This is a genomic window from Kribbella sp. NPDC051952 (assembly GCF_040680855.1).
Taxonomy (GTDB): domain Bacteria; phylum Actinomycetota; class Actinomycetes; order Propionibacteriales; family Kribbellaceae; genus Kribbella.
In genome coordinates, this window is the sequence record NZ_JBFAXQ010000017.1 from 135,204 (window position 1) to 160,939 (window position 25,736).

A 25,736-nucleotide genomic window follows, 5' to 3' on the forward strand; every position below is an offset into this window, starting at 1 on the left:
TCAGTCGTCTCGTTAACCTCAGCCGACTGCCCATCCGTCGACGCCCCAGTAGCCGCCCCATCGGCTGGCACCCCGTCCGCGCCCACCTTCTCGTCGGACGGCGCTCCATCGGCGTACGACCGCCCGTCAGACCGCGCTCCGTCGACGCTCGACTGCCCATCAGGCTGCGCCCCGTTAGCGGACGACTGCCCGCCAGACGGCGACCCATTAGCCGACGACGACCCATCAAGCTGAGATCCGTCGCCAGACGACTCCTCGCCCGACCGAGATCCCTCCGCGGCAAGCTTCCCGCCGGACTGCGACCCCGCGCCAGACAACTCCTCGCCCGACCGAGATCCGTCCGCGGCCAGCTTCCCGTCGGACTGCGACCCCTCGCCGGACGTCTCGCCGGCAGACAATCCGTCGGTTGACGACTTGTCGGTGGACGAACCGTTGGCGGACGGGCCGCCGGAGCGCGGTGTGTCCGCGGACGACGGCGTACCAGCGGCCTCGGCAGTCTCGGTGGATTCAGGCGCGCTCGACGATCCCGACGTACCAGCAGCCCCAGACGCGCCACCCGACTCCCGGCCGTTCCCGGACTCCGGCGTACTCTCCGCAGACTCCGGCGCAGGGTCAGGAGCGGTGTTCCTCCGCCGCCGGCGCCGCCAGAAGCCCTTGCCTTTGGCATCGGCGCGGGCGTCCGACTGGGCGATCAGGTTCGCCAGCTCCTGGGCAGGCTGATCCTGGCTCGGAACCCTCGGTTCCGAACCTTCACCAGCTGACCTGATGTCAGCCACGGCGTCCGCCCACGAGCACAGAGTGCCCGGTCGGACAGCGCAGAAGCAAAGTCATCGTCATCCCCGTTTGGCGGCGTGGACGGGTGGCAGTCACTGCGAGGGTGGATACGGACCGTATCCCCCCGGCGGTCCTTGCTGACCAGGGGGTCCCGGTGGGTAACCGGGCTGGCCCCCTGAGTAACCGGGTTGACCCGACGGATACCCCGGCTGAGCCGGCGGATAACCCTCCTGTGGACGTGGGTATCCCTCCTGTCCTGCACCGGGATAGCCGCCCGCAGGCCCACCCGGTCCCTGCCCCTGAACCGGCCCACCGGCACCAGGCCCACCCTGCGCCTGACCACCAGGACCCGGACCACCGGGCATCTGCCCACCCTGCATAGGTCCACCGGGCATCGGCCCCGGCGCACCCTGGAACTGTGGCGCCGCCTGTGCGAACGCCGGCATTGGCGGGAAAGGCACACTCGCCCGCCGCGCCCGCAGTTCGTCGAGCAGCTTCTTCTCGGTCTCCAGCGCGTCCGGCCCGATCACCTGGCGGACGATCTTGTCCCGCAGGTACGCCAGCTCGGTCGCGTTCTGCTGGAACGCCTTCGCGGCCGCTTCGGCCTGAGCGCCGTACCGCTTAGCGTTCTGCCGCAGCGCCTTGCGCCCGCGCAGCGTCGCTATCAGCGGTACGTCTTGTGGGACCAGCCAGCCGAAGCGCACATAGTCGTACAGCCTCGACGCGATCATCTGTCCCTCGCGAGACCGCATCACCAGCGCGAACACGACCATGCCGATGAAGATCGGCACCATCAGGAACAGGTAGACGGTGATGAAGCCGCCGCCCCCGGCCCAGCTGGCGCCCCCGTTCCAGAGTCCGTGGGCCAGCACCGCGCCCAGATACCCGACGATGGGCGCGAGGAAGCGAACGACCGTACTTCGATGTCGTATGGCGACGCCGATTCCGATGGCTGTGAATGACGTGAAGAGCGGATGCGCGAACGGTGAGATCAATCCGCGGATGACGAACAGTACGAACGCGCCCCGCAGGCCGGCGTCGCTCCCGGACTCCTCGGAGAGCGTGTTGAAGATGCGCCCGTAGTAGAGGATGTTCTCGGTGAAGGCGAACCCGACGCCCACCATTCCGGCGTACACGAGACCGTCGATGATGCCGTCGAACTCCTTGCGCCGGACCAGTGCCAGCAGCAGGATCACGGATCCCTTGGCGAACTCCTCCACCGGCGGCGCGACGAACACGGCCGACCGGTCGCCGCCGACGCCGGTCTCGGCCAGCCGGTGCGACACTTCGGTGTTGATGAAGATCGCGGCCAGGGTCGCGATGAAGGCACCCCAGCAGAGCGCGAACAAGATGTACTTGGTCGGTTCCGGCTCGTAACGATCCAGCCACAGATACAGCGCGATCACCGGGATGACGGGGACGAACGCGAACACCAGCCCCCAGGTGAAGCCGCCCGCGCCGGTCGACTTGGCCACGATGCCGAAGATCACCAGGCCAGCGATCGCGAACACCACCGCGATCACGATGCCGATCAGGATGCCCTGATTCCGCCGCTGACCGGGGACCGGATGGTTCCCCAGCACGTTCGGCTGCGGGTACGGGCCGCCGGGCGGGTACGCCGGCCCCGCCGCGGGTTGCGGCTGGCCGGCCGGGCCTGGTGAGGGGTAACTCATGCCCGCAGCCTAGTTGGGGAGCCCACCCGGCGGCAGAACCACCCACTCAGCGTTACCGGGATGGAACGACAACCCTGTATTTTCGCCCCGGTGCGAGCGACCCACCCAGCAACCCAGAGGCGGGTTCACCCGCCCATCTGAGACACTTTCCCCTGCCAAGCGCCCGTAGCTCAGCTGGATAGAGCGTCGGACTTCTAATCCGTTGGTCGCAGGTTCGAATCCTGCCGGGCGCGCCATTAAGCCGCAGGTCAACCACGAGTTGCCTCCGAGGCGACTCTGCAGACCGCCTCCCGCGTGGGGCTACCCGTGGTGCGAGTCCTCAGCAACTGCAGTCAACCGGAGTAGTCGGCCTCGGCCGTCGAGCTTCGCGATGGCTCGGATCGGGCGGTGGCGATCGCCCGGGCTGCCCCTGAGGAACCCGGGCGATCGGGTGGTGCGTGGTGTAGGGCTGGGTGCTAGTTGGCGGAGACGCCGGCGGATTCGAAGTCGTAGGTTTTGCCGCCGAACTTCAAGGCGTCGACCGCTCCGGAGAACGCGTAGTCGCGGCCCTTGCTGACGCTTGCCGTGAGGACCTTGGCGTCGTCGCCGCCGTCGCCCAGGTAGGCGAGGATCTCGGTCCAGGTGCACCTGGCACCGTTGATCGAGCACGCCGTTCCGTTGAAGGCTGTGCCGGTCAGACCCCAGTGCTTGCCCGGGTCAGTCGTGGCGTTGAAGGTCGTCCACTCGTTGGCGGCGCCGTTGGCCGGTACGTAGACCAGCGACGAGTAGTTCGATACCACCGCGGTCACGTTCGGGTCGACCTCGAAGATGATGCTCGGCATGTTGTTGCCCAGGGCATTGTTCTCGCCGGTCGTATAGACCGAGAAGCCGACCGTGCCGAGGTCCTTCACGTCCTGGCCCGCGAAATCGACCTCGTTGCCGAAGGCCACCTTGTCGGTCGCGGACGAGGTGTGCAGGTTGAGCGCGCCGTCGCCGAGCGGCGACTGCGTGGACGTCGTGGCGAGTTCGGCGTCGGCTGCGCCGATCACGTTGCGGTGCACGGTGCCCCAGTGCTTCAGGTACACCGGTCCTGTCTTGTTCAGCTTGCTCTGTACCGCGGGAGCGAGATCGACCTCGGCCACCACGCCGTCCTTCAGCTTGGCCGACGTGTCGACCCCGTTCGCCGGGACCGCAAGCATCTTCGCGACGAACGCCTTCTGCAGGTCGCTCTCGCCGAGGCTGTAGTTGACCACCTGGCTCTCGGCCACCGAGTTGCGGACCAGCGGATAGGTGATCGCCGTAGCGGTCTGGCCGGTGGCGCCGGTGACGCCGGCATCAGCCGCACCACCACCGAGCACCGAGATGCCGACAGCGGTGGCGGCCAGCGTGAACGCGGATCCTGCCGCCACGAGGCGGCTCTTCGAGTTGGACATACTTCCCCCTTGCATCCACCCCCGAACGGGGCGGAATTGTGGTGCCGCCAGGAGTCGAACCCGGCCATCCCCCGTACACCTACCGCGGTCTATACCGCCTACTTTCCGTCACCGTATAGGTCTTCCGCAGTTATGGGAACAACCCGGAGCCAGATTCGCGACGCTCCTCTCAGGGACTTCCTACCGACTTCTCAGCGTTCTCTCGGGGCAACCACGCGTCCTCGTCCGTTTTATCTGTACTGGCGAGTGGCGAAAGGATGCTGCGGGTTTGAGGCTGGCTGATGACGTTGACGTGCAACCTCGGACGCGGGAGTTGGCGTACTCCGGCGACTCTGTGGTTGTGGTGGCTGGGGTGCCGGGATCGGGGAAGAGCACCTTGCTACGACGGCTGTTCCCAAGCGACAGCACGGTGCGGGTGTTCGACTCGGAGCGGATCCGGAATCGGTGGATGCCGGTCCTCGGGGTGTTGCCGTACTCGTGGTGGCGTCCGCTCGTGCATTTGGCGTACTACGCCAGTGTCCTGAGGGCAATGCGGTCAGACAGCGGCCCGATGGTCGTGCATGACTGCGCCACCCGCCCGTGGGTACGACGACTGCTCGGGTGGCGAGCCAAACGGGCCGGACTACCCCTGCACCTCGTGCTGCTCGACGTACCGGGTGATGTGGCGCGTGACGGCCAGTGGGTCCGCGGGCGGGTCGTACGCGCGGGCAGTATGGCCACCCACCTCCGGCGCTGGCCTGAGCTACTCAAGAAGGAGCCGAGTCACGTCGTACCGGGTGCTCTGTCTGCTGTCGTGTTGAGCCGTGGGCAGGCCAATCAACTCCAGCGCATCAGCTTTGGGGAAGGCTCGCCTCGAGTCCGTCGAGGATGAGGTCCAGGCCGTACTCGAAGGACTCGACGCGGCCGGACTGCATCACGTGCGTGATCACCTCGACCACATGCGGGAACTCGTCCATGGCCAGCCCACCCAGCACGTGACTCGACACCCGCGGCGCCTCGTCCGCCGCGAACGGCAGGTTGAGCTGCTGCAGTGTGAAGCCATACAGGTGACTGTCCAGCGTGTGCCACGCGTCCAGCGCGCTCTCCACCGAGAACCCGCTCTCCCGCAGCCGCCCCAGCGTCGCGTCCAGGTACCGCGTCATCCCCGGACCGATGTTGAACCGCGACATGATCTGCACCGCCGCCCATGGATGCGCCACCAGCACCTCGTGCGCGGAGATCGACCGGCGCCGCATCGCCACCTTCCAGTGCGTGCCGGTGGGCGGTACGTCGATGTCCCCCAGCACCAGGTCCACGATGCCGTCGAGGATGTCGTTCTTGTTCTTCACGTGGTTGTACAGCGACATCGCCTCCACCCCGACCTCCTGGCCGAGCCGGCGCATCGTCAGCGCCTCCAGCCCGTCCCGGTCGGCCAGCGCGATCGCGGCCCGCAGAACACGCTCCCGATTCAGTGGCTCACGCCTTGCTGTCATCGCTTCCCCCGTATAGACGGACCGTCGGACCAGGCGTAGCTTACAACGTAAGCTTACGCTGTAAGTACACCAGGGGGAGATCATGCAGGCAATCACGCGCGACACGTACGGCGAGGCCGACGTACTCGAGCTCCGCGACATCGCCACACCCGAACCGGCCGCCGACGAGGTGGTGGTCCAGGTCCGCGCCGCCGGGGTCGACCGTGGGGTCTGGCACCTGATGGCCGGCCTGCCGTACCCGGTCCGCCTGGCCGGGTACGGCGTACGCGCGCCGAAGGACCCGGTGATCGGCATGGACGTTGCCGGCGTCGTGACTTCAGTCGGAGCGAACGTCACCCGGTTCACCCCCGGCGACGAGGTGTACGGGTTCGGCATCGGGACGTACGCCGAGTACGCGCGGGCCTTGGAGCGGAAGCTGGCTCCGAAGCCGGCCAACCTCACGTTCGAGCAAGCGGCGGCCGCACCGGTCTCAGGCCTCACCGCACTACAGGCGGTCCGCGACCACGGCGAGGTCAGCTCGGGCCAGCGGGTGCTGATCATCGGAGCATCCGGGGGTGTCGGGAGCTATGCGGTCCAGCTGGCCAAGGCATTCGGCGGACACGTCACGGCCGTGTGCAGCGCCGCCAAGGCCGACTTCGTCCGTACTCTCGGCGCCGACAAGGTCCTCGACTACCGGCAGGACGACTTCGTCGCGAGCGGCCCGTACGACGTCATCATCGACATCGGCGGGAACTCGACGCTGGGCCGATTGCGGCAGGCACTCACAAAGAAGGGGACGCTCGTCATCACCGGCGGCGAGACCGGTGGACGCTGGCTGGGCGGATACGACCGCCAACTGCGGGCAGTGTTCCTGTCCTCGTTCGTCGGGCAGCGGTTGCGGACCTTCGTGAACTCCGAGAACCACGTGGATCTGCTCGCCCTCACCGACCTGATCGAGGCGGGCAAGGTCACCCCGGCCGTCGACCGATCCTTCCCGCTCGCCGAGGCGCCGCAGGCGATCCGCTACCTGCTCGATGGTCAAGTCCGCGGCAAGGCCGTGATCAACATCAAGTAGCCGATAGGAATTGTCGGTGGGCAGTGGTTGAGTCGTACTTCTCGTTGGGGAGGAATACGGATGAAGGTTCGGGTTGGTCGTGAGGTGCTGGCCGAGGCCGTCGGGTGGGTAGCCAAGGGGCTGCCGAGTCGGCCGGTCGTGCCGGTCTTGGCGGGGATGGTGATCGAGGCCGGGGACGGTCAGGTGACGTTCTCCGGGTTCGACTACGAGAGTTCGGCGCAGGTGAGCGTGCCGGCCGAGGTGGCGGACGAGGGACGCTTCCTGGTGTCGGGCCGGCTGTTGTCGGACATCTGCCGCAGTATGCCGAGGGATTCGGTGGATCTGAGCGGCGACGCGGCCCGGCTGCAGGTCACCAGCGGGAGTTCGAGATTCGTCCTGCACACCCTGCCGCTGGAGGAGTATCCGGCGTTGCCGGAGCTGCCCTCGGCGAGCGGCGTGGTCGACGGTGACGTCTTCGCCCGTGCCGTCGCGCAGGTGGTGAGCGCGTCCGGCCGGGACGACACCCTGCCCGTGTTCACCGGGATCAAGGTGGAGATCCGCGGGACGAGCATCTCCTTGCTCGCAACGGACCGCTACCGTCTCGCCGTACGAACATTCCCCTGGGAGCCGGTCGATCCGAACGTCCAGGCGAACGCGTTGGTTCCGGCCCGGATGCTGCACGACGTGGCCAAGACGATGGCCGGTGACGAGCTGACCCTCGCGCTCGGTTCCACGAACGCTGGGGACGGGTTGATCGGGTTCGAGGGTGGTGGCCGGCGGGCGACGAGCCGGCTGATCGACGGCGACTTTCCCAAGGTCCGCAGCCTGATCCCGGCAGAGAGTGCGATCACCAGCACGGTGACCGTGGACACGGCCGCTCTCGTCGAAGCCGCCAAACGGGTGGCACTGGTCGCCGAGCGGACGGCGCCGGTCCGCCTCACCTTCGCGGACGGTACGGCGACGCTGGACGCCGGGAGTGGCGAGGAAGCACAGGCGTCCGAGTCGGTCGAGATCACGCTCACCGGTGAGCCGATCGAGACTGGATTCAACGCCGGCTATCTCCTGGACGGGCTCGCCTCGTTGGGTGCGCCGATCGCCCACTTCGCCTTCACCCTGCCGACCAAACCGGCGAACCTCACCGGCCTCCGCTCCCCCGACGACAGTCCGTCCGCGGATTCGGCGTACATCCTGATGCCCATGCGCCTGCCGAACTGATGTCAAACCCCTGCCCCGGGCTCCGACCCGAGCGGCGGCGTGATCGGCTGGCGGCACAGCGATGAGCCCGCGGCCGTCACCGTCCGCGAGCCTGTCACCAAACTGACCGGCAGTGTCGAGGTGGCCGGCGACAGCGACCTCCTCGACTACTACCTGGAGCTCGTCAGCTTCGGATGAAGTAGTCCGCGAGCACCCGGGCGAGTGTGTCGGACGGGATCGTGTGGAAGGTCCCGTCGTGACCCTCCACCTTCCCGTGCGGCAGCGCAGCCGCGGTCTGCCGGGCCGACTCTTGCAACCACGACGGACTCGTGTTGCTGAACAGCGCCAACGTCTCCACCTCGGTGGACGCCAACAGCGCAGTCGGTACGGCGCTGTCCCCCAACTGCAGCGCGTCGTACGCGAGGGTATGCGCGATGGCCTCCATCCCGGCCCACATCGGCGTCTGCCGGATCTGGTCGACCATCTCCTTCGGCTGCCCGACCGCTTCGACCATGAACAGCTCGGCCGCACCGCCGGGGTTCCCGGCCGCGACGAACTCCTGCAGCCGCTCGAGGTACCGCTCCGGCGCCGGCGGTGCACCCTCGACGCGGAACGGTGGCTCCATCACCGCCTGCTTCTCGAACGGCAACTGAGCCTGCAGCAGCACCATCGACCCGGACGAGTACGCGAGCGCGAAGCGGGCGTCGGTCGCCGACCGCACCGCCTCCAGGTCCTCCCACTCGCGCTCGACCGCGTACGGCAACGTGTCGCCGGAGTCCCCACGGCCACGCCGGTCGTAGTTCACCACCGTGAATGCCGACGCGAGCGCTTCGGCGTCCTCCACATAACGCGACCGGTCGGTGAATCCACCGGCCACGAGCACCAACCCCGGGCCACTGCCGTAGGTGTCGTACGCGATCTCGGTGCCGTCCTTCGAGACAACCTTCTCCATCACTGCTCCTTCGCCACGAGAGTCTCTCTGCCCATCCGTCGAGTGAGGGCCGTCCGGAGAGACATGCTGTGATCCACATCACAGGACATCGCTGACGCTACCGAGCCCTACCGACATTTCACGACGCTCACTACAGTTGGTTTATGTATACAGACGACTGCACACCATCCGGCGCCTGCTGATGCTGCTCCGCCAACTGGAGTACCTCGTCGCCCTCGCCCGGGAGAAGCACTTCGCCCGCGCCGCCGACGCCTGCTACGTGTCCCAGCCGTCCTTGTCTGCCGCGATCCGCAAGCTCGAACAGGAACTCGACGTACCGATCGTGCGTCGCGGTCGCCGGTTCGAAGGGCTCACGCCCGAAGGTGAACGCGTGCTGCTGTGGGCCCAGCGGATCCTCTCCGAGCAGGACGCCCTTCGGCATGAGTTGTCGGTACTGCGAGGTGGCCTGACCGGGACGCTGCGGCTCGGCGCGATCCCGACCGCGATGCCTGTCGTCTCCCTGCTCACCACGCCGTTTTGCGAACGGCACGCCAACGCCCGGGTCACCCTCGAATCGCTGTCGTCGCGGGACATCACCCAGAAGCTGGCCGAGTTCGACCTCGATGTCGCGATGACCTATCTCGACGACGACACCCTCGGCAACGTTCGCAAGACACCGCTGTACGAAGAGCGCTACCTGCTCCTCACTCCAGAGCACTCCGAGCTCGCCGAGTTGCCGGTGGCAACGTGGGCGCAGGTCGCCGGACTGCCGCTGTGCCTGCTCTCCCCCGACATGCGCAACCGCCGGATCATGAACGGCTACTTCACCGACGACGGCGTCACCGCAACGCCGTCGATCGAGAGCGACACGGTCTCAGGCCTCTACAGCCACCTGCACGGCAACCATTGGTCGACCGTGATCTCGCATGCATGGCTGCACATGTTCGGGGTGCCCGACGGGATGCGCGTCGTACCGCTGAAGAGCCCTGCCCACGGGCCGCGGGTCGGTCTGGTGATCGCGGCCCGCAGCCCCGAGCCCGTGCTCGCTCGCGCACTCCTCGACGTCGCCCGGCAGGCCGGTGTCCACGATGCGCTGGATCAATTGCTCGACGTACATCTGATGGGTTCTGGCTATCTCGACATAGCGAGCAAGTCTTTGACCCCCGGACCGTAACAGCGCGACGGTGGAACTCCCTTCAAAACAAGGAGATTCCATCTCATGGCAAAGATCCTGTGCGTGCTGTACGACGACCCTACCGATGGCTACCCGACCTCCTACGCACGCGACGACATCCCGGTCATCGCGAGCTATCCGGGCGGCCAAACGGCACCCTCCCCGAAGGCGATCGACTTCATGCCGGGCACTCTGCTCGGCAGCGTCTCCGGTGAGCTCGGGCTGCGCGACTTCCTGGAGAACCAGGGGCACACGCTCGTCGTCACCTCTGACAAGGAAGGCGCCGACTCGGTGCTGGACCGCGAGCTGCCCGACACCGATGTGGTGATCTCGCAACCGTTCTGGCCCGCGTACCTGACCGCCGAACGGATCGCGAAGGCGCCGAAGCTCAAGCTCGCGATCACCGCCGGCATCGGCTCCGACCATGTCGACCTGGACGCGGCGATCAAGCAGCGCATGACCGTTGCCGAGGTCACATTCTCCAACAGCATCAGCGTTGCCGAGCACGTGGTGATGATGATCCTCGGACTCGTCCGCAACTACCTCCCGGCATACCAAACGGTATTGGATGGCGGCTGGAACATCGCGGACTGCGTGGCCCGTTCGTACGACCTCGAGGGCATGCACGTCGGCACGGTCGCGGCCGGCCGGATCGGGACCGCGGTACTGCGCCGGCTCGCGCCGTTCGACGTGAACCTGCACTACACCGACCGGCATCGGCTGCCGGAGTCGATCGAGCGCGACCTCAACCTCACCTTCCACCCGAGCGCGGCCGACCTGGTCCCGCACTGCGACGTGGTCACGATCAACGCGCCGCTGCACCCGGAGACCGAGGGCCTCTTCGGCGAGAAACTGCTCGCCGGCATGAAGCGTGGCACCTATCTGATCAACACTGCCCGCGCGAAGATCGCCGACCGGGATGCGATCGTGCGAGCGCTGGAGAGCGGTCAGTTGGCCGGGTACGCCGGTGACGTCTGGTACCCGCAGCCCGCGCCGGCCGACCACCCGTGGCGGACCATGCCGCACCACGGCATGACGCCGCACATCTCCGGCTCGTCCCTGTCGGCCCAGACCCGGTACGCCGCGGGCACTCGGGAGATCCTCGAGTCCTTCTTCGCCGGTACGCCGATCCGGGACGAGTACCTGATCGTGGACGGAGGGCGACTGGCCGGCGCCGGTGCGCATTCGTACTCGACCCGGGTGTAAGGCGGATCACGCCGTACGTAACCCGGATCACGTGAGACGCGGGCATAACCGGCGAGTACGGCTGGTTGAATGTATACAGAAGGCAGAATTCAGAGAGAGGCTCGCAATGATCTTCACCCGTAGGTTCGGCGCTCTGGCGGCTCGCCCGCAGTTCCCGGATGCCCCGGAGCTGCAGCACGAACTCGACAACCCGGTCGACCTGGACGCCGAACTCGCCAGACTGACCGCCGATGCAGAAGCACAGCACGCAGACGAGTCTGCCGCCTGACCACGGCAGACCGTGCACGTCAAGGGGCCGAAGGCCCGGCCAATGGCTCGGCACTTGGTAGACTGTCTACCAAGTGCCATGCTGTATCTCCAGCTGGGCGAAGGGGAAGGGACCTCATGACGACCATCAGCGCAGGGCCAGGAGCGGCCGAACCGGCCGGTGTGCGGCATGTGAAGCGGCCGACGCCGTTGCGCGAGTCCGTCTACGAGGCCCTGACCGAGATGATCATCGACGGCACGCTCGAGCGCGGCCGGCACCTCGTGGAGGTCGAGCTGGCGGGTCTCCTCGGTGTCTCCCGGCAGCCGGTGCGTGAGGCGCTTCAGCGGCTCAACAACGAGGGCTGGGTGGACCTGAGGCCTGGGTTCGGTGCGATGGTGCACGTGCCGGCGGAGGACGAGGTCGACCAACTGCTCGCAGCCCGCGCGGCACTGGAGTCGGAGTCGGCGCGCCTCGCGGCGAGGCACGCGTCCAAGGACGATGTGGCGAAGCTGCGGGAGCTGTGCAAGGTCGGCACGGCGTACCAGGAGGCCGGCGACATCGACGCGACGGTCCGGACGAACGGCGAACTGCACAGCCTGATCACGCAGATGTCCGGCAACAGGTTCTTGGTCGACTTCGCGGCCCAGGTGGACCGTCGCGTCCGCTGGTACTACACCCCGGTCGCGCCCGTCCGTGGCGCCGCTTCGTGGCGCGAGCACAACCGGCTGGTGAAGGCGATCAGCGAAGGCGACGAGGACAAGGCCGCGCAGATCATGCGCGAGCACACCGAGCACACCCGCAAGGCCTACCACGACCTCCAGGCCGCAGCCGAGCCCGCAGCAGCCCCCGAACCCGAGGCAGCCCCCCGCCGTCGCCGCCGTACCACCTGACCCACCCGCACGTCCTGCCCCCCACCTACAACTCGAGGGGATATCCCGTCGAGTTGCCCCTTCTCCCCTCGTTACAGCAGGGGAGAAGCGGCAACAGGATGGGATATCCCCTCGAACGTCAGACAGCCGTCAGGCCGCGTCGGACAGGGTTAGGCCGCGTCGGACAGGGTCAGGCGACGCGCTTCTTGCGGCCGCGGCCGGTGGCGGCTTTGCGGGCCTCCAGCGCGGACGCGAGGTGGACGTACTGCTCCACCGTACGGCGCGCGTAGACATTGCGATCGAGGATCCGTGGCCACCAGTGACGCCCGATCTGTTCATGCATCCAGAGGAAGCCGATCGCGAAGCCCATGCTGACCAGGGCCCGGAACGCGAGGAACTTCCACGGATCCGGCGGAAGTCCCGGCGTACCGGCGACCACCCATTCGGTCACGACCGCGTGCACCATCAGGGCGAGCGGGAACCCGATCACCCAGTAGACCGCCGCCGGCGCGAACACCCCGGCGGGGACTTTGCCCAACGCAACCAGTACGGCGTACCCGGCGCCGAAGAGCATCAGTGGGACGCCCAGGCCGAGGCCTGTGACCACGGCCCATCCGGCAGGCTGACCGACGAACGCGGCCAGTCCACCGGCGATGAGCCCGGCCGCGGCACCCACGCTGAGGGCCGGGACAGAGAACTCCGCGAGCTGCTTCAGGTCTGTCATCTCAATCCACGACCACTCCGAAGCGGACCAGGCAGTAGAACAGCATGCCCAGGTAGAACACCGCACCGAACCCGATGATGACGTTGCGGATCGGTCCCGGCCGGATCGGTTTGGGCAGCAGCTTGTTGTTCACCAGGAGCAACACGATGCAGTAGGCACCCATCGCGAACGTGGACAAGAACGCGAGAATGTCCAGGATCCCCGCCGGCCCGTCTGCCGGTCCGAACAGGAGGATCAGGATGCCGAACGTGATCACGCCCCAGAGGAACCCGGCGTACAGCCTCGACATCGAGAACCGTTTGGCGCCCGGGACGAAGTAGTACGTCATGTCCGCCTGGCCGCGGGAGAACGAGTCGAACAGACCCAGAGTCGCGTTCAGGCCGATCAGTGCGATGAAGGCGAAGAACAACGTGCCCAGAATCGGACTGCCGGCCGAGGCGAACGCGTCCGACATCGCTTTCAGCGCGGCTTCTCGGTCGCCACCTTCGATCAGTGAGGCAACGTTCGGATTCTGCCGGGCCGCCGACATGGCCAGCACGGTGAACGAGATCGTGACCAGCATGGTGATACCCCAGAAGAGCAGGATCGCGTCGAACGTGACCCACTTGCGCCAGCCCTTCCACTTGGCCATTTCGCCGGCGTCCTCGGTGTCGAACATGAAACCGCGCGACGGCATCGCCTCGGCCTCACCCGCCGAGCGCAGACCACGGATCTTCGGGATGTGCGAACCCATCGCGGCGCCGCTGTCCCGCAGCTGCAGCGTGTACCACATCTGCTGCATCCCGGACGGTCCGGCGAACGCGATCGAACCGACCACGATCGGGAACCAGGCCGCGGTCATCGCCTTGTCCGGGAAGTAGCCGATCGCGAACATCCCCGACAAGGTCTGACCGAGGTCGTCGAAATTGCCGACGATCGCCGCGATCACCGACGTACCGACGACCAGGAAGCCGATCAGCAGGCCGAGCAGTTTCTCCAGGAAGTTGTAGATCACCGACAACAGACTGAACAGCACACCGACGAACACCAGAGCCACGCACGCGGTGACCTGCCAAGGTATGCCAGTGATCTCTTCGAAGGCGGCCGCGCCCGCGGACAGATGGCCCGGCCACATATAGATCAGGATCGCCGCGACGTAGAAGAACCACATCATCGGCTTGAAGATCCGCGCCGCGCCGAAGAAGATGCTCTCCCCGGTCGCCATCGCGTACCGGGCCATCTCCAGCAGGACGAACGCCTGCAGCGTGACGCCGACCATGAACAACCAGCGGATGTCCGGCCCGAACACCAGGACGAGCCGGGGCCACATGTACGACTCCCCCATCCCGACGCCCAGCGCGACCAGGAACACGGTCGGGCCGAGGATGTGCATCGAGGGCGGAGCGTCCGGAAGCTTCCGGATCGGCATCGGTTCGAGCCTGCCCGCTTTCCAGACCTTCTCGGTCACGGCCGCGGCGGCCGGCTCTTCGGGTACTTCTGAGGTCTTGCTCGTGACGTCCAAGGCGGACTCCTTTATTCGACGCCAACTCGCTGGATGGACATGCCCCCGCTGATCGAACCTCCTCGTCAGGAACCGAGCGGACCCGCGTTGCGGGCCCAGCGATACTTCGCACCGAGCACCTGGACGGGCGTCTCGGTGGTGTACGGGTACGCGACCACGCCGTGGTCGAACAGGTACTGACTGGCTTCCTCGACCTCGACGTCACCGGACAGCGACGCGACGACGGGCTTGTCGATGCCCTTGGCCCGGAACTCCTCGACCACCTCGGAGACCAGCTTCGCGAACACCATCGGCGGCGTCACGATCGTGTGCCAGTAGCCCAGGATCAACGCGTGGATCCGCTCGTCGGACAGACCGAGCGCGATCGTGTTCCGGTACGTCGCCGGCGGCTCGCCACCGGTGATGTCGACCGGGTTGCCGGCGGCACCGAACGGCGGGATGAACTTCCGGAACGCCGCGTCCAGGTCGGCCGGGATATCCATCAGGGTCAGGCCGGCATCCACACAGGCGTCCGAGAGCAGTACGCCGGAACCGCCCGCGCCCGTGATGATCACGACGTTCTCGCCCTTCGGCGTCGGCAGCAGCGGGATGCCGCGGGCGTACTGGAGCATCTCGTTCAGCCCTGGCGCCCGGACCACCCCGCTCTGCTTGAGGATGTCGTCGTACACCTTGTCGTTGCCGGCCAGGGCGCCGGTGTGCGAACTGGCGGCCCGCGCGCCCAGGTCGGTCCGGCCGGCCTTCAGCACGACGACCGGCTTGTGCTTCGACACCCGGGCCGCCGTCTCGGCGAACGCCCGGCCGTCCTTCAAATCCTCGAGGTGCATGGCGATCAGGTTGGTGTTGTCGTCGTTCTCGAAGAACGTCAGGAGGTCATCCTCGTCGATGTCGGCCTTGTTGCCTACCCCAACGATCGCGGAGACGCCCATCCGGCTGGACCGGCTGAACCCGAGGATCGCCATCCCGATCCCGCCGGACTGCGACGACAGGGCAACAGAACCGCGGACGTCGTACGGCGTGCAGAACGTCGCGCAGAGGCTCTCCGGCAGGTAGTAGTAACCGTAGATGTTCGGGCCCAGGATCCGCACGTTGTGTTTCTTGGCGATGGCAACGACCTCGTCCTGCAACTCCTGCTCACCGGTCTCGGCGAACCCGGACGGGATCAGGATCGCGCCCGCGACCCCCTTCTCCCCACACTGCTCGAGCGCCCCGGCGACGAACTTGGCCGGTACGGCGAACACCGCCACGTCCACGTCACCCGGAATATCGGTGATCGACGGGAACGCCTTCAGCCCGAGGACCTCCCCACCCTTGGGGTTGACCGGGTAGATGTCCCCGGCGTACCCGCCGTTGACGAGGTTCTTCATCACCGAGTTGCCGATCTTGCCGGTCTCGTTCGAGGCCCCGATCACGGCCACCGCGCGCGGCTTCATGATCCGCGTCATCGCGGTCAGGATCTCTTCCTGGCTGTACCGCTCGACCGGCTTGCCGGCCTCGGCGTCCACGATGATCCGGAAGTCCACCGCGGTGGATCCGTCCGGCCCGGCCAGCACCGGGTTCAGGTCGACTTCGGCGAACTGCGGGAAGTCGGTGACCAGGTCCGACAGCCGCTTGATCAGGTCGCCGATCGCGTCCTTGTCGACCGGCTTGGCGCCGCGGACACCCTCGAGCATCTCGTGCGCGTTGATCCCGTCGACCATGGCCCGGGCCTCGTCGGCCGTCAGCGGTGCGAGGCGGAAGGTGACGTCCTTGAGCACCTCGACCAGGACGCCGCCCAGCCCGAACGCGACCACCTTGCCGAAGGTCGGATCGGTGACCGCACCGACGATGACCTCCTGGACGTCGCCGCCGGTGACGAGCATCTTCTGCACCTGGACGCCGACGATCTCGGCGTCGGCCTTGTAGACCCTCGCATTGTCGACAATCGTCCCGAAGGCCTTCTGCGCGGCCTCCGCCGAGTCGACCCCGACCACCACGCCGCCGGCGTCGGTCTTATGCAGGATGTCCGGCGAGACGATCTTGAGGACGACGGGGAAGCCGATCTCGGCCGCGAGACCGGCGGCACCCTCGGCGGTCGTGGCCAGCCCCTCACCCGGCGTCGGGATTCCGTACGCGTCCGCGACCTGCTTGGCCTCGGGTGCGCTCAGCGAGGTGCGGCCGTCCGCCAGCGCCTGGTCGAGGATGGTCCGGACGGCTTCCTTGTCATAAGTCATTGCACTGGGCTCCACTTCAGATCACGCCACTGGCTTTGAGTTCCTCGAGCTCGGCGGTGTCGATGCCGAGCGCGCCGTAGATGACGGAGTTGTGCTCACCGAGTCCGGGTGAGGTCTCGACCTCGACCGGAGAGTCGGACAGCTTGATCGGGCAGCCGACGGTCTTGAACTTGCCGCGCTGCGGGTGCTTCACCTCGACCACAGCGCCGAGCTCGGCCAGCGTCTCGTCCTCGATCAGCTCGCGGGTGGACATGATCGGACCGCACGGCACGTTCAGGGCGTTGAGCTTGTCCATCACCTCGAACTTCGTGTGCTGCTCGGTCCACTGCTCGATCAGCGCGAACATCTTGTCGAGCTTGTCCAACCGCGCGGCCGGGCTCGACCAGTCCGGATCGTCGGCCAGTTCCGGCTTCCCGATCAACTGAGCGATCGGGGCCCAGCCAGGCGGCTGGACGATCACGTAGATGTAGTCGTTCAGCCCACCAGGTGCGCACCTCAGCGCCCAACCGGGCTGGCCACCGCCGGACGCGTTCCCGGACCGCGGTACCTCGTCACCGAAGTGCTCGTTCGGGTACTCAGGCAACGGTCCGTGCGTGAGCCGCTGCTGGTCCCGCAGCTTGACCCGGCTCAGGTTGAGTACGGCTTCCTGCATCGCTACCGTGACCCGCTGGCCCTTGCCGGAGCTGGTCCGCTGGAAGAGCGCGGCGAGGATGCCGGCGACCAAGTGGATCCCGGTGCCGGAGTCGCCGATCTGCGCGCCGGTCGCGGTTGGCGGGCCGTCTTCGAAGCCCGTCGTACTCATCGCGCCGCCCATTGCCTGGGCGACCACCTCGTAGGCCTTGAAGTCCTCGTACCGGCCCGGGCCGAAGCCCTTGATCGAGGCGTAGATCAGGCCGGGGTTGATCAGCTCGAGCCGGTCCCAGGTGAAGCCCATCCGGTCGATCGCACCGGGGGCGAAGTTCTCGACCAGGATGTCGGAGTTCTTCACCAGGTCGGTGAAGATCTCCTTGCCCCGCTCGGATTTCATGTTCAGCGTGATGCTGCGCTTGTTGCAGTTCAGCATCGTGAAGTAGAGGCTGTCGACGTCCGGGAGGTCGCGCAGCTGCTGGCGGGTGATGTCGCCGGTCGGTGCCTCGAGCTTGATCACGTCGGCGCCGAGCCAGGCAAGGATCTGGGTGCAGGACGGCCCGGACTGGACATGGGTCATGTCGAGTACACGGACACCCTCGAGGGCCTTGGTCATGACGGGTCCCCTTACTTGTACATGGTCTGGTTCATGGTTCCGGGGGCGTACGCGTCCGGGTCGACCCAGACGTTGATCAGCGACGGCAGCCCGGACTCGCGCGCTCGCTGCATGGCCGGCCCGATGTCCTTCGGGTCGCGGACCTCCTCGCCGTACCCGCCGAGCATCTTGGCGAATTGGTCGTACGGGACGTCTCCGAGCGTGTTGCCGATCCGGCCGCGATCCTGGCCGTACTTGACCTCCTGGCCGTACCGGATCTGATTCATCGACGAGTTGTTGCCGACGACACCGACGAAGGGGAGCTTGAAGCGGACCAGCGTCTCGAAGTCCCAGCCGGTCAGCGAGAACGCGCCGTCACCGAAGAGTGCGACCACTTCCTTGTCCGGCCGCGCGTACTTCGCGGCGAGCACGAACGGGATGCCGACACCGAGCGTGCCGAGCGGTCCCGGGTCCATCCAGTGGCCGGGCGACTTCGGCTGTACGACGCCACCGGAGAACGTGACGATGTCGCCGCCGTCGCCGATGTAGATCGAGTCCTCGGTGAGGAACTCGTTGATCTCGTGCGCGAGCCGGAGCGGGTGGATCGGGTTCGCGTCCGACAGCTGCTTCGGCAGCCGCTTCTGGTACGCCGCATCCTCCTCGGACCGGAGTTCCGCGAACCAGGCCTTGCGATCCGTCTTCTGCAGCCGGCCGCTCGCCGCCTGGGTGACCGCGGCCAGGATTGCACCGGGATCACCGACCAGACCGAGATCGATGTCGCGGTTCTTGCCGACGGTCCGGTAGTCCATGTCGATCTGGACCACGGTCGCGCTCTCCGGCAGCCGGCGGCCGTAGCCCATCCGGAAGTCGAACGGCGTACCGACGATGAGGATCAGGTCGGCGTTGTTGAACCCGTACCGCCGGGACAGGTGGAAGTGGTGCGGGTCGCCGGGCGGCAGCGTGCCGCGGGCCGAACCGTTCATGAACGCGGGGATGTCGAGTGTGCGGACGAACTCGGTCGCCGCGTCGCTGCCGCGTGAGGTCCAGACCTGGCTGCCGAGCAGTACGACGGGCTTCTCCGCCCGCACGAGCAGCTCGGCCAGCGCCTCGATGCCCGCCGGGTCGCCGATGCTCTTGGTGGATGCGCGGTACCGGCCGGCCTCCGGGATCGTCGCCGAGTCGACCGGGACCGAGTTGTCGAGGATGTCGCGCGGGATCTCCAGGAACGACGGGCCGGGCGCGCCGTTGTAGCACTCGCGGAATGCCATCGACACCATGTCCGCGGCCCGTGCCGTGTGCGGCACGGTCGCGGCGAACTTGGTGATCGGCGTCATCATGTCGACGTGCGGCAGGTCCTGCAGGGACCCCATCTTGTGCTGGTTCAGCGCACCCTGACCGCCGATCAGCAGCATCGGGCTCTCGGCGCGGAACGCGTTCGCGACGCCGGTGACGGCATCGGTCGTCCCCGGGCCGGCGGTGACGACCGCGCAGCCGGGCTTGCCCGTGACCCGCGCGTACCCGTCCGCGGCGTGCGCCGCGACCTGCTCGTGCCGGACGTCGACCACGGCGATGCCCTCGTCGACGCAGCCGTCGTAGATGTCGATGATGTGGCCGCCACAGAGCGTGAAGATCACATCGATTCCCTCGGCCTTCAAGGCCTTCGCGACCAGGTGACCACCTGAGATCGTCGCGGGCTCCTTCACCTCAGCGACTGGTTGGGATTCCGACACTGTCTGCGCCATCTGCAGTCATCTCCTCGGAGGGGGCCGAGACTTCGGCTTATGTAGATTGCATACCGTATGGTGTAGTCGTAGTCTTAACCCAACGCCGGGGCCTTGTCCAGAGCTCGGAACCAAGAGGGTTGAAGTCCCTTGTGGCGTTGACGAAACGGCATCGCACTCCGTCAAAGCGAAGGCCCCGCAGACGGTGTCTGCGGGGCCTTTTGGGTGTCGGTTCAGGGTCAGCGGAGTGCGGCGACGACGGGGTCGAGGAACTGCATCGGCCGGATCAGGTCGTCGTACTCGATCGGCGGCTGGCGGGTCCTCGCCATCTCGAGGAACGCGCGCAGGCCGGGTTCGACGTACGACGATCCGAGGGTGAGCCGGCGGGCGGCGAGACCTTGCCGGCCGACGACCATGCCGTGGAACGGGACCTGTCCGTCCGGTCCCGGCAGTACGAGTTGGACCACGATCCGGACTCCGCCGACGTCGGTCGTGGCGACGACGGTGTCCGCGACCCGGTCGACGTGCACGGGACCGATGGCACCGGGTACGAGTCTGAGTGCGACGTCGACCGGGTGGATGCCGTAGAAGTAGATGCCGCCGTACGGGCTGTTCGGATCCGCCGGACCGGTGGTGACCACCACCTGAGGAGCACCGATCGAGGTGGCCTCTGCAGCTAGTAGGTCGGTGTCCGGCACCCAGCGGACTGCCGAGGATGACGTCAGCGGCGCATCGTGTTCGCGCGCTGCGGCAACGATCGCCCGGGCGTCCTCCTCGGTGCACGCGAGTGGCTTGTCCACGAACACCGGCAGACCCTCGGCCAGGAACGGTACGGCGTGCTCCCGGTGCAGACCGCCGTGTCGGTCGGTGATGATCACCGCGTCGACCAGGCCCAGCAGGTCCGTCGGATTGTCGACGATCCGCTCGAGTTGCCCGGTTGCGCGGAGCTTCTCATTGCGTTCACTTGCGCCGCCGCTGATGGCGACGACGCGGGTCTCGCCAGCGCTCTTCTCAACGTTCAGGTAATCGATGATGTGGTCGACGTGCGAGTTCTCGGTGCCGATGATGCCGATGCGCACGTCACGCTCTCCCGGTCAGCTGGACCGGACCGCCGGTCCGCGCGGATTCGTAGACCCCGAGCACGACCTCAAGCGCGCGCCGTGCGTCGAGGGTCGTGATCGCCGGTGGCCGGCTATCCCGGACCGCCTCGATGAAGTCGACGTACTGCGCGAGGTGCGCGTCGGCGACCGACTGGGTCACGCTCGCCTCGCCGGCGGGCTGTCCGTCCCCGCCGCCGTGCGCACCGGTCGCTGTTCCGCCGTCCGCAACGTCGAACGCGACCAGGTCGTCCTGCTCGATCACCGCGCTGCCTTGGTCGCCGTACACGGACAGCCGGACCGGACGGCCCGGGTACGCCGAAGTCGTCGCGACGATCGACCCGATCGCACCGCTGCGGAACCGCACAGTCGCCGCAACCGTGTCCTCGACGTCGATCCGCTCATGCGCGAGCCGGTCGCTGTACGCCTGCACCTCGACAGGCTCACCGAGCATCCACAGCAGCAGGTCGACGACGTGGATGCCTTGGTTCATCAGCGCTCCGCCGCCGTCGAGCTCGACCGTGCCACGCCAACCGCCGGAGTCGTAGTACTCCTGCGAACGCCAGAATGCCGACTCGGCAATGCCGGTGGTGATGCGGCCCAACCGGCCGTCCGCTACGGCCTGGTGCACGAAGGCCGGCGCCTGCTGGAACCTGCGCTGACTGATCACCGCGACCGTCATCCCGGTCCGCTGCTCCGCGTCGATGAACCGGTCGGCTGCGGCGAGTGTCACATCGAGCGGCTTCTCCACGATGACGTGCTTCCCGGCCTCGAGCGCGGTGATGGCCGCGTCGGCGTGCAGGCCGCTGGGCAGGCAGATGCTGACCGCGTCGATATCCGGCCGCGCACAGGCCTTCGCCAGATCCGTCATCGGCTCGCCGCCGTGTTTGCCGGTCAGCGCTTCGGCCCGGTCCCCCTCAACGTCCACGACCGCGACCAGCTCCGAGCCTTCCGGCAGAGACGTGATCAGGCGAGCATGGGTCGCACCGATGACTCCGGCACCCACTACTGCGAACTTCATCCGGACCGTCCTCTCAGTTGCCACGGAAGCACTGCACCGCCGGCGTCGGCGCTCTCCTGCGCGAGCAGCGCGACCCGTGTCGCGGCAAAGCCGGCCGCCGTACTGGTCTCGGGCTCGAGTCCCGCCGCCAATGCGTCGAGCGCCTCGGCCGCTGGTCGCCCGCCGGGCGGGAGGTCCACCTGCCACGGTGGTCGATCAGTGGTTGCTGCAAGCAACTTCTTCTGCGCCCAGAACAACTCCGCGGTGCCCTCCGTGCCGGTGAGCCGCATCCGGTAGTCACCGTGGTACGGCGAGGCCGCGGGCGTCAGCCAGTTGACTTCGATGGTCGCGGTGACCGCGCCGGCTCGGAGCAGGAGCGCGCCGTGCAGCGCGAACTCGGGGTCGGTCTGGTCTGCGACCCCGGCGACGGTCCCCTCGGTCGCACCCGACAGCAGCAGGACGAGGTCGATGTCGTGAACTGCGAGATCGCCGAGGATCCCGCCGTACCCCTTGCGGGTGAGGAACCAGTCCGGCCGGGTCGGCCGGTTGAGCTTGTGCGGACCGGTCGAGGCGACCTGGACCAACTCCCCCAGCGAACCGTCGGCCAGCAGGGCGCGGGCGGCGAGGGTCTCGGGATAGTTCCGCTTCTCGAGGAGCAGCGAGACAACTCGCCCGGTCTCGCGCTGGGCAGTCTCGATCGCGTCGAGTTCGTCGAGGGTCGTGCAGAGCGGCTTGTCGGCGAGCACGTGCGCGCCGGCGTGGAGGGCGTCGACGATGGCCTCGGCGCGCTCGGCGTAGATGCCGGCGATCATGACCACGTCCGGGTGCAGGTCGTCGAGCAGCCGCCGGTGGTCGTCGTACGCCGGTACGCCGAACTCATCGGCGTACCGGGTCGCGGTGGCGTGCTCCGGATCCGCGACGGCGACCAAGGTGAGGTCGGGGCGCAGGGGAACCTCGTCCAGCGCGTACCGGACGTGGGAGTGCGCGGCACCGATCACGGCCAACCGCACGGGAGCAGGCATGCATCGAGTCAACCGTGCAAACGATCTCCCAGCAACTCGACCCCGGCCGCGCCGGACACGGCCAGACACTGCTTCACCAGCCCCCGCAGCCCGACGTCGTCGCCGACCCTCGCGGTGACCGCGACAGCCTCGGCGGCGTGTTCGGTGGCCACGAAGTTCCGGTAGAACGGCTCGCTCCACCCGAATCGTCCCAGCGCCGGAAGCCACCAACGGGCCGCGCCGGCGGGCTCGTCCTGGCCGGTGAGCAGGTGCATCGCGATCTGATGAGCCATCGCGAGGCGGGTCCGCTCGTCGCTCGTCAACTCGGCTGCGGTCAGCGCGGTCGAGACACAGAGAGCGACCAACCTGGCCGACTGATCGAAGCCAGGCCGTGCGGTGCCGAGGAAGCTCGGCGCCAACGGCAACAGAGCGCGACGGCCTGCTGGACTGCAGTGGTCATGGGCGGCCCTGGCGATCGCGCCTAACACCGGATGGACACTCGCCGGACGATCGGTCCACGGTTCGCGGGCGAGCCGGGACACGAGCTCCATCACGCACGGGTCGGGGCGAGGTCTGCGGACGTAAGCGCTCGGCCAGACCCCGGCCTCTCCCGGGCTCACTCGCCCGGCCCCGCGACCGGCGTACCGAGTTGCGGGCGGACCGGTAGCGCCGGTCGTCCTGGTTGTTTGAGCAGCCGCACACTCAGGGCGGTGAGTACGCCGAGTAGTCCGGCGCCGAGGAACAGCGGCCGGTAGCCGATCACCGCTATCAGCGATGCAGCGACGCCGATGCCGACGAGTCCGCCGACGGCCTTCGCCGAGTAGAGGATCGCCTGGTTCTGCAGCAGGCTGTTCTCGCCGAAGAACTCCAGGACGAGGTTGGCCATGATCGCGTAGAACGCACCGCCGCCGAGTCCGGCGAACATCGCGCACACCACGAACGCCCACCCGGCACCCGCTTCACCCGCCACGACGAGCCCGACATGCATGAAGCCCTCGACCATCAGTACGGCGGCGAGCACGCGACGCCGGCCGAATCGATCCGAGAGCGTGCCGGCGAATGAGCGACCAAGACCGTTGACTGCGGCAAGCAATCCGGCCGCGAACCCGGCTACCGCGAGACTCAGCTCCGCGGTGACGGCGTAGTTCACGACGAAGGCGATACCGAAGAGCGACAGCGCCGTACTGATTGCCAGCATCAGCCACATCAGCGGGAGTGCGCCGGTCCGCATCGCCTCGCCCGGTCGGTAGTGCCGAACCGCCGGGAGGTTGTGCGGGATGCTGCGGTTCAGCTTGCGGTCGATCGCCCAGGCCTGCGCGTCGATGTCCGCGGGCCACCAGTGCCGCGGCGGATCCTTCAACAAGCCTCCGGCGACCAGGATCACCAACAGCGCGATCAACGCGGTCAGGTCGAAGACAATCCGCTGGTCGGATTGGAAGATTGTCAACAATGCGATGCTCGGTACGGCGCCCACCGCGAAGCCACCGGTGACGAACCCGATCGTGGCGGTCCGCCGATCCGGAAACCACCGCGCCGACGTGGTGATGCAGGCGGCGTACACGAGACCGGCGCCGGTCCCGCCGAGTAGGGCGTAGCCGGCCACGACGGTGACGTAGCTGTGTCCGTGAGCGAGCGTCGCGAGACCGATCGCGGCCAGCACACCGCCGAGGACAACGAGCTGCGTCGGCGTTGCCCGTCGTCCGCGATGGGCCCAGGCGGCGGGGATCGCGACCAGAGCTTGACACGCGACGAACAGGGCGAGCAGCCACATTGTCTGCGCCGAACCCCAGCCGCGGTCGGACCCAAGGCCTAACGCTGCGGTGCCGAACGAGTACTGCAATGGGCTGATGGCAACCATGCAGGCCCACGCGGCCCACAGTTGCCAGCGCCGGGAATGACCGGTCAGTTCCCGCGCGTCCTCGCCGATCCGGTAGCGCCGGCCGTAGACGTCACGGACATCTCGGGGCATCACGTGATTCATAGCGCGCCTCCTGACTACTGCATACCGTATGAAGTCTGTGGTACTCCGCCACGCTCCCGCTGTCCAGACCTGGCACCCTCTTGTGACGAGATTGCATACCGCATACAGTCGTCACAACTGTGAGGGAGGCTTCCTGTGGACCTGATGGAGTACCAAGCCAAAGAACTCTTCGCCCGGCACGGCGTTCCGGTGACGCTCGGCCGGGCGATCGAGGACCCGGACGATGCCGCCGCCGCTGCCGAGGAACTCGGTGGCCGGGTGGTGGTGAAGGCGCAGGTGAAGACCGGCGGCCGGGGCAAGGCCGGCGGCGTGAAGCTCGCGGCCTCCCCCGTCGAGGCAGTCGCACGGGCGAAGGACATCCTCGGCATGGACATCAAGGGCCACACCGTGCACCGGGTCCTGCTCGCGCCGGCCGCGGAGATCACCGAGGAGTACTACTTCTCGTTCCTGATCGACCGGGCTAACCGCTCGTACCTGTGTATCGCCAGCACCGAGGGCGGCGTCGAGATCGAGGAGGTCGCGCACACCAACCCGGACGCGATCGCCCAGGTCGCCATCGATCCGGCCGTCGGCGTCGACGAGGCCAAGGCCGCCGAGATCGTGACCGCGGCCGGATTCCCGGCCGGTGCGGAGGACGTCGTACGCCGGCTGTGGGACGTGTTCATCGCCGAGGACGCGTCACTGGTCGAGGTGAATCCGCTGGTCAAACTCGCGGACGGTTCGCTGGAAGCCCTCGACGGCAAGGTGACGCTGGACGACAACGCGTCGTACCGGCATCCGGATCACGCGGCGTTCGACGACAAGGCGGCCGGCGATCCGTTGGAGGCGGCCGCGCAGGAGAAGGGCCTCAACTACGTCAAGCTCGACGGCTCGGTCGGCATCATCGGGAACGGCGCCGGGCTGGTGATGTCGACACTCGACGTGGTCGCGTACGCGGGCTCGCCGTACGGCGTGAAGCCCGCGAACTTCCTGGACATCGGGGGTGGCGCGTCGGCCGAGGTGATGGCGAACGGGCTCGGTGTCATCCTGTCCGACGCCCAGGTGCGCAGTGTGTTCGTGAACGTGTTCGGCGGGATCACCGCCTGCGACGCGGTCTCGAACGGCATCGTCCAGGCGCTCGCGCTGCTGGGTGATCAGGCCGACAAGCCGCTGGTGGTCCGGCTGGACGGCAACAACGTCGACGAGGGCCGCAGGATCCTTGCCCAGGCCAACCATCCGCTGGTGACCGTGGTGGACACGATGGACGGCGCGGCGGCCCGTGCGGCCGAGCTGGCCGCCCAGAACTGAGAGGCGT

24 protein-coding genes and 1 tRNA gene are annotated in these 25,736 nt (G+C 67.5%); 11 read left to right on the forward strand and 14 right to left on the reverse strand.

Translation table 11 applies throughout. From position 1 onward, the window contains the following. The first annotated feature begins 420 nt into the window (after positions 1–420). On the forward strand, positions 421–720 hold the full coding sequence (locus tag AB0L70_RS28430; RefSeq protein WP_363689409.1) for a hypothetical protein: 300 nt from the start codon (positions 421–423) through the stop codon (positions 718–720). A 146-nt stretch (positions 721–866) separates the two neighbouring features. On the opposite strand, the gene AB0L70_RS28435 is transcribed toward AB0L70_RS28430, so the two are convergent. After that, entirely contained in the window at positions 867–2,447 is a 1,581-nt protein-coding gene (locus AB0L70_RS28435) for a PrsW family intramembrane metalloprotease (protein ID WP_363689411.1), read from the reverse strand. Positions 2,448–2,606: 159 nt separating this feature from the next. Here AB0L70_RS28435 and AB0L70_RS28440 point away from each other — a divergent pair. Next, a tRNA-Arg gene (locus AB0L70_RS28440) sits at positions 2,607–2,683 on the forward strand. 219 nt (positions 2,684–2,902) lie between these two features. Here AB0L70_RS28440 and AB0L70_RS28445 read toward each other — a convergent pair. After that, positions 2,903–3,859 (reverse strand): hypothetical protein, encoded by a 957-nt coding sequence (locus tag AB0L70_RS28445; RefSeq protein ID WP_363689413.1) that lies wholly within the window; start codon positions 3,857–3,859, stop codon positions 2,903–2,905. A gap of 292 nt (positions 3,860–4,151) precedes the next feature. Between AB0L70_RS28445 and AB0L70_RS28450 the strand changes: the two genes are divergently transcribed. Next, positions 4,152–4,730, forward strand: a complete 579-nt coding sequence (locus tag AB0L70_RS28450; protein WP_363689415.1) for an AAA family ATPase — start codon at positions 4,152–4,154, stop codon at positions 4,728–4,730. Here the strand turns inward: AB0L70_RS28450 and AB0L70_RS28455 are convergent. Beyond that, positions 4,690–5,331 (reverse strand): TetR/AcrR family transcriptional regulator C-terminal domain-containing protein, encoded by a 642-nt coding sequence (locus AB0L70_RS28455; protein WP_363689417.1) that lies wholly within the window; start codon positions 5,329–5,331, stop codon positions 4,690–4,692. The genes AB0L70_RS28450 and AB0L70_RS28455 overlap by 41 nt on opposite strands. 82 nt (positions 5,332–5,413) lie before the next feature. Between AB0L70_RS28455 and AB0L70_RS28460 the strand changes: the two genes are divergently transcribed. The 3 genes from AB0L70_RS28460 to AB0L70_RS28470 are packed head-to-tail and all read left to right on the forward strand — an operon-like array spanning position 5,414 to position 7,756. Further along, positions 5,414–6,385 (forward strand): NAD(P)-dependent alcohol dehydrogenase, encoded by a 972-nt coding sequence (locus tag AB0L70_RS28460; RefSeq protein ID WP_363689419.1) that lies wholly within the window; start codon positions 5,414–5,416, stop codon positions 6,383–6,385. Positions 6,386–6,445: 60 nt separating this feature from the next. Beyond that, complete coding sequence (gene dnaN / locus AB0L70_RS28465) at positions 6,446–7,579, forward strand: DNA polymerase III subunit beta (protein WP_363689421.1); 1,134 nt, start codon at positions 6,446–6,448, stop codon at positions 7,577–7,579. Positions 7,580–7,618: 39 nt separating this feature from the next. Then, the gene (locus tag AB0L70_RS28470; protein ID WP_363689423.1) at positions 7,619–7,756 is read left to right on the forward strand and encodes a hypothetical protein; all 138 of its coding nucleotides are present in this window, start codon (positions 7,619–7,621) and stop codon (positions 7,754–7,756) included. Here the strand turns inward: AB0L70_RS28470 and AB0L70_RS28475 are convergent. Beyond that, complete coding sequence (locus tag AB0L70_RS28475; protein WP_363689425.1) at positions 7,743–8,510, reverse strand: alpha/beta hydrolase; 768 nt, start codon at positions 8,508–8,510, stop codon at positions 7,743–7,745. The two genes, AB0L70_RS28470 and AB0L70_RS28475, sit on opposite strands and share 14 nt — an antisense overlap. A gap of 181 nt (positions 8,511–8,691) precedes the next feature. Here AB0L70_RS28475 and AB0L70_RS28480 point away from each other — a divergent pair, with 181 nt between their 5' ends. The 4 genes from AB0L70_RS28480 (at position 8,692) to AB0L70_RS28495 (ending at position 12,006) form a co-directional block, all read left to right on the forward strand. Next, positions 8,692–9,663 (forward strand): LysR family transcriptional regulator, encoded by a 972-nt coding sequence (locus AB0L70_RS28480; RefSeq protein ID WP_363689427.1) that lies wholly within the window; start codon positions 8,692–8,694, stop codon positions 9,661–9,663. A gap of 45 nt (positions 9,664–9,708) precedes the next feature. Then, a complete protein-coding gene (locus AB0L70_RS28485; RefSeq protein ID WP_363689428.1) occupies positions 9,709–10,869 on the forward strand; it encodes an NAD-dependent formate dehydrogenase in 1,161 nt (386 codons plus the stop codon). A gap of 106 nt (positions 10,870–10,975) precedes the next feature. Then, the gene (locus AB0L70_RS28490; protein WP_363689430.1) at positions 10,976–11,137 is read left to right on the forward strand and encodes a hypothetical protein; all 162 of its coding nucleotides are present in this window, start codon (positions 10,976–10,978) and stop codon (positions 11,135–11,137) included. 116 nt (positions 11,138–11,253) lie between these two features. Next, positions 11,254–12,006, forward strand: coding sequence for a GntR family transcriptional regulator (locus AB0L70_RS28495; RefSeq protein ID WP_363689432.1), 753 nt, complete (start codon positions 11,254–11,256; stop codon positions 12,004–12,006). A gap of 169 nt (positions 12,007–12,175) precedes the next feature. Here AB0L70_RS28495 and AB0L70_RS28500 read toward each other — a convergent pair whose 3' ends face one another. The 10 genes from AB0L70_RS28500 to AB0L70_RS28545 form a co-directional block, all read right to left on the reverse strand. Next, positions 12,176–12,709 carry a hypothetical protein gene (locus AB0L70_RS28500; protein ID WP_363689434.1) on the reverse strand — a complete coding sequence of 178 codons (534 nt, stop codon included), beginning with the start codon at positions 12,707–12,709 and terminating at the stop codon, positions 12,176–12,178. Position 12,710: 1 nt separating this feature from the next. Continuing rightward, positions 12,711–14,210, reverse strand: coding sequence for an Nramp family divalent metal transporter (locus tag AB0L70_RS28505; RefSeq protein ID WP_363689436.1), 1,500 nt, complete (start codon positions 14,208–14,210; stop codon positions 12,711–12,713). A 65-nt stretch (positions 14,211–14,275) separates the two neighbouring features. Next, positions 14,276–16,420: an acetate--CoA ligase family protein gene (locus tag AB0L70_RS28510; protein WP_363689438.1), complete on the reverse strand. Its 2,145-nt coding sequence runs from the start codon at positions 16,418–16,420 to the stop codon at positions 14,276–14,278. A gap of 16 nt (positions 16,421–16,436) precedes the next feature. Then, entirely contained in the window at positions 16,437–17,663 is a 1,227-nt protein-coding gene (gene frc, locus AB0L70_RS28515; protein ID WP_363689440.1) for a formyl-CoA transferase, read from the reverse strand. Positions 17,664–17,674: 11 nt separating this feature from the next. After that, positions 17,675–19,384 (reverse strand): thiamine pyrophosphate-binding protein, encoded by a 1,710-nt coding sequence (locus tag AB0L70_RS28520; protein WP_363689442.1) that lies wholly within the window; start codon positions 19,382–19,384, stop codon positions 17,675–17,677. A 218-nt stretch (positions 19,385–19,602) separates the two neighbouring features. Next, positions 19,603–20,442 (reverse strand): Gfo/Idh/MocA family oxidoreductase, encoded by an 840-nt coding sequence (locus AB0L70_RS28525; protein WP_363689444.1) that lies wholly within the window; start codon positions 20,440–20,442, stop codon positions 19,603–19,605. Between the two features lies 1 nt (position 20,443). Next, a complete protein-coding gene (locus AB0L70_RS28530) occupies positions 20,444–21,481 on the reverse strand; it encodes a Gfo/Idh/MocA family oxidoreductase (protein ID WP_363689446.1) in 1,038 nt (345 codons plus the stop codon). Then, entirely contained in the window at positions 21,478–22,482 is a 1,005-nt protein-coding gene (locus tag AB0L70_RS28535) for a Gfo/Idh/MocA family oxidoreductase (protein ID WP_363689448.1), read from the reverse strand. The genes AB0L70_RS28530 and AB0L70_RS28535 overlap by 4 nt, the downstream gene beginning before the upstream one ends. An 8-nt stretch (positions 22,483–22,490) precedes the next feature. Next, a complete protein-coding gene (locus tag AB0L70_RS28540) occupies positions 22,491–23,012 on the reverse strand; it encodes a hypothetical protein (protein ID WP_363689450.1) in 522 nt (173 codons plus the stop codon). Positions 23,013–23,077: 65 nt separating this feature from the next. Continuing rightward, entirely contained in the window at positions 23,078–24,442 is a 1,365-nt protein-coding gene (locus AB0L70_RS28545; RefSeq protein ID WP_363689452.1) for an OFA family MFS transporter, read from the reverse strand. 135 nt (positions 24,443–24,577) lie between these two features. Here AB0L70_RS28545 and sucC point away from each other — a divergent pair, with 135 nt between their 5' ends. Further along, positions 24,578–25,729 (forward strand): ADP-forming succinate--CoA ligase subunit beta, encoded by a 1,152-nt coding sequence (sucC, locus tag AB0L70_RS28550; protein ID WP_363689454.1) that lies wholly within the window; start codon positions 24,578–24,580, stop codon positions 25,727–25,729. The last annotated feature ends 7 nt before the right edge of the window (positions 25,730–25,736 follow it).

Coding starts and splice junctions, on each gene's coding strand:
- AB0L70_RS28540 (WP_363689450.1), bottom strand. CDS start 23,012: ATGGAGCTCGTGTCCCGGCTCGCCCGCGAACCGTGGACCGATCGTCCG.
- AB0L70_RS28510 (WP_363689438.1), bottom strand. CDS start 16,420: ATGACTTATGACAAGGAAGCCGTCCGGACCATCCTCGACCAGGCGCTG.
- AB0L70_RS28500 (WP_363689434.1), bottom strand. CDS start 12,709: ATGACAGACCTGAAGCAGCTCGCGGAGTTCTCTGTCCCGGCCCTCAGC.
- AB0L70_RS28520 (WP_363689442.1), bottom strand. CDS start 19,384: ATGGCGCAGACAGTGTCGGAATCCCAACCAGTCGCTGAGGTGAAGGAG.
- AB0L70_RS28530 (WP_363689446.1), bottom strand. CDS start 21,481: ATGAAGTTCGCAGTAGTGGGTGCCGGAGTCATCGGTGCGACCCATGCT.
- AB0L70_RS28495 (WP_363689432.1), top strand. CDS start 11,254: ATGACGACCATCAGCGCAGGGCCAGGAGCGGCCGAACCGGCCGGTGTG.
- AB0L70_RS28490 (WP_363689430.1), top strand. CDS start 10,976: ATGATCTTCACCCGTAGGTTCGGCGCTCTGGCGGCTCGCCCGCAGTTC.
- dnaN (WP_363689421.1), top strand. CDS start 6,446: ATGAAGGTTCGGGTTGGTCGTGAGGTGCTGGCCGAGGCCGTCGGGTGG.
- AB0L70_RS28480 (WP_363689427.1), top strand. CDS start 8,692: ATGCTGCTCCGCCAACTGGAGTACCTCGTCGCCCTCGCCCGGGAGAAG.
- AB0L70_RS28435 (WP_363689411.1), bottom strand. CDS start 2,447: ATGAGTTACCCCTCACCAGGCCCGGCCGGCCAGCCGCAACCCGCGGCG.
- AB0L70_RS28455 (WP_363689417.1), bottom strand. CDS start 5,331: ATGACAGCAAGGCGTGAGCCACTGAATCGGGAGCGTGTTCTGCGGGCC.
- AB0L70_RS28460 (WP_363689419.1), top strand. CDS start 5,414: ATGCAGGCAATCACGCGCGACACGTACGGCGAGGCCGACGTACTCGAG.
- AB0L70_RS28475 (WP_363689425.1), bottom strand. CDS start 8,510: ATGGAGAAGGTTGTCTCGAAGGACGGCACCGAGATCGCGTACGACACC.
- AB0L70_RS28445 (WP_363689413.1), bottom strand. CDS start 3,859: ATGTCCAACTCGAAGAGCCGCCTCGTGGCGGCAGGATCCGCGTTCACG.
- AB0L70_RS28485 (WP_363689428.1), top strand. CDS start 9,709: ATGGCAAAGATCCTGTGCGTGCTGTACGACGACCCTACCGATGGCTAC.
- frc (WP_363689440.1), bottom strand. CDS start 17,663: ATGACCAAGGCCCTCGAGGGTGTCCGTGTACTCGACATGACCCATGTC.
- AB0L70_RS28545 (WP_363689452.1), bottom strand. CDS start 24,442: ATGAATCACGTGATGCCCCGAGATGTCCGTGACGTCTACGGCCGGCGC.
- AB0L70_RS28535 (WP_363689448.1), bottom strand. CDS start 22,482: ATGCCTGCTCCCGTGCGGTTGGCCGTGATCGGTGCCGCGCACTCCCAC.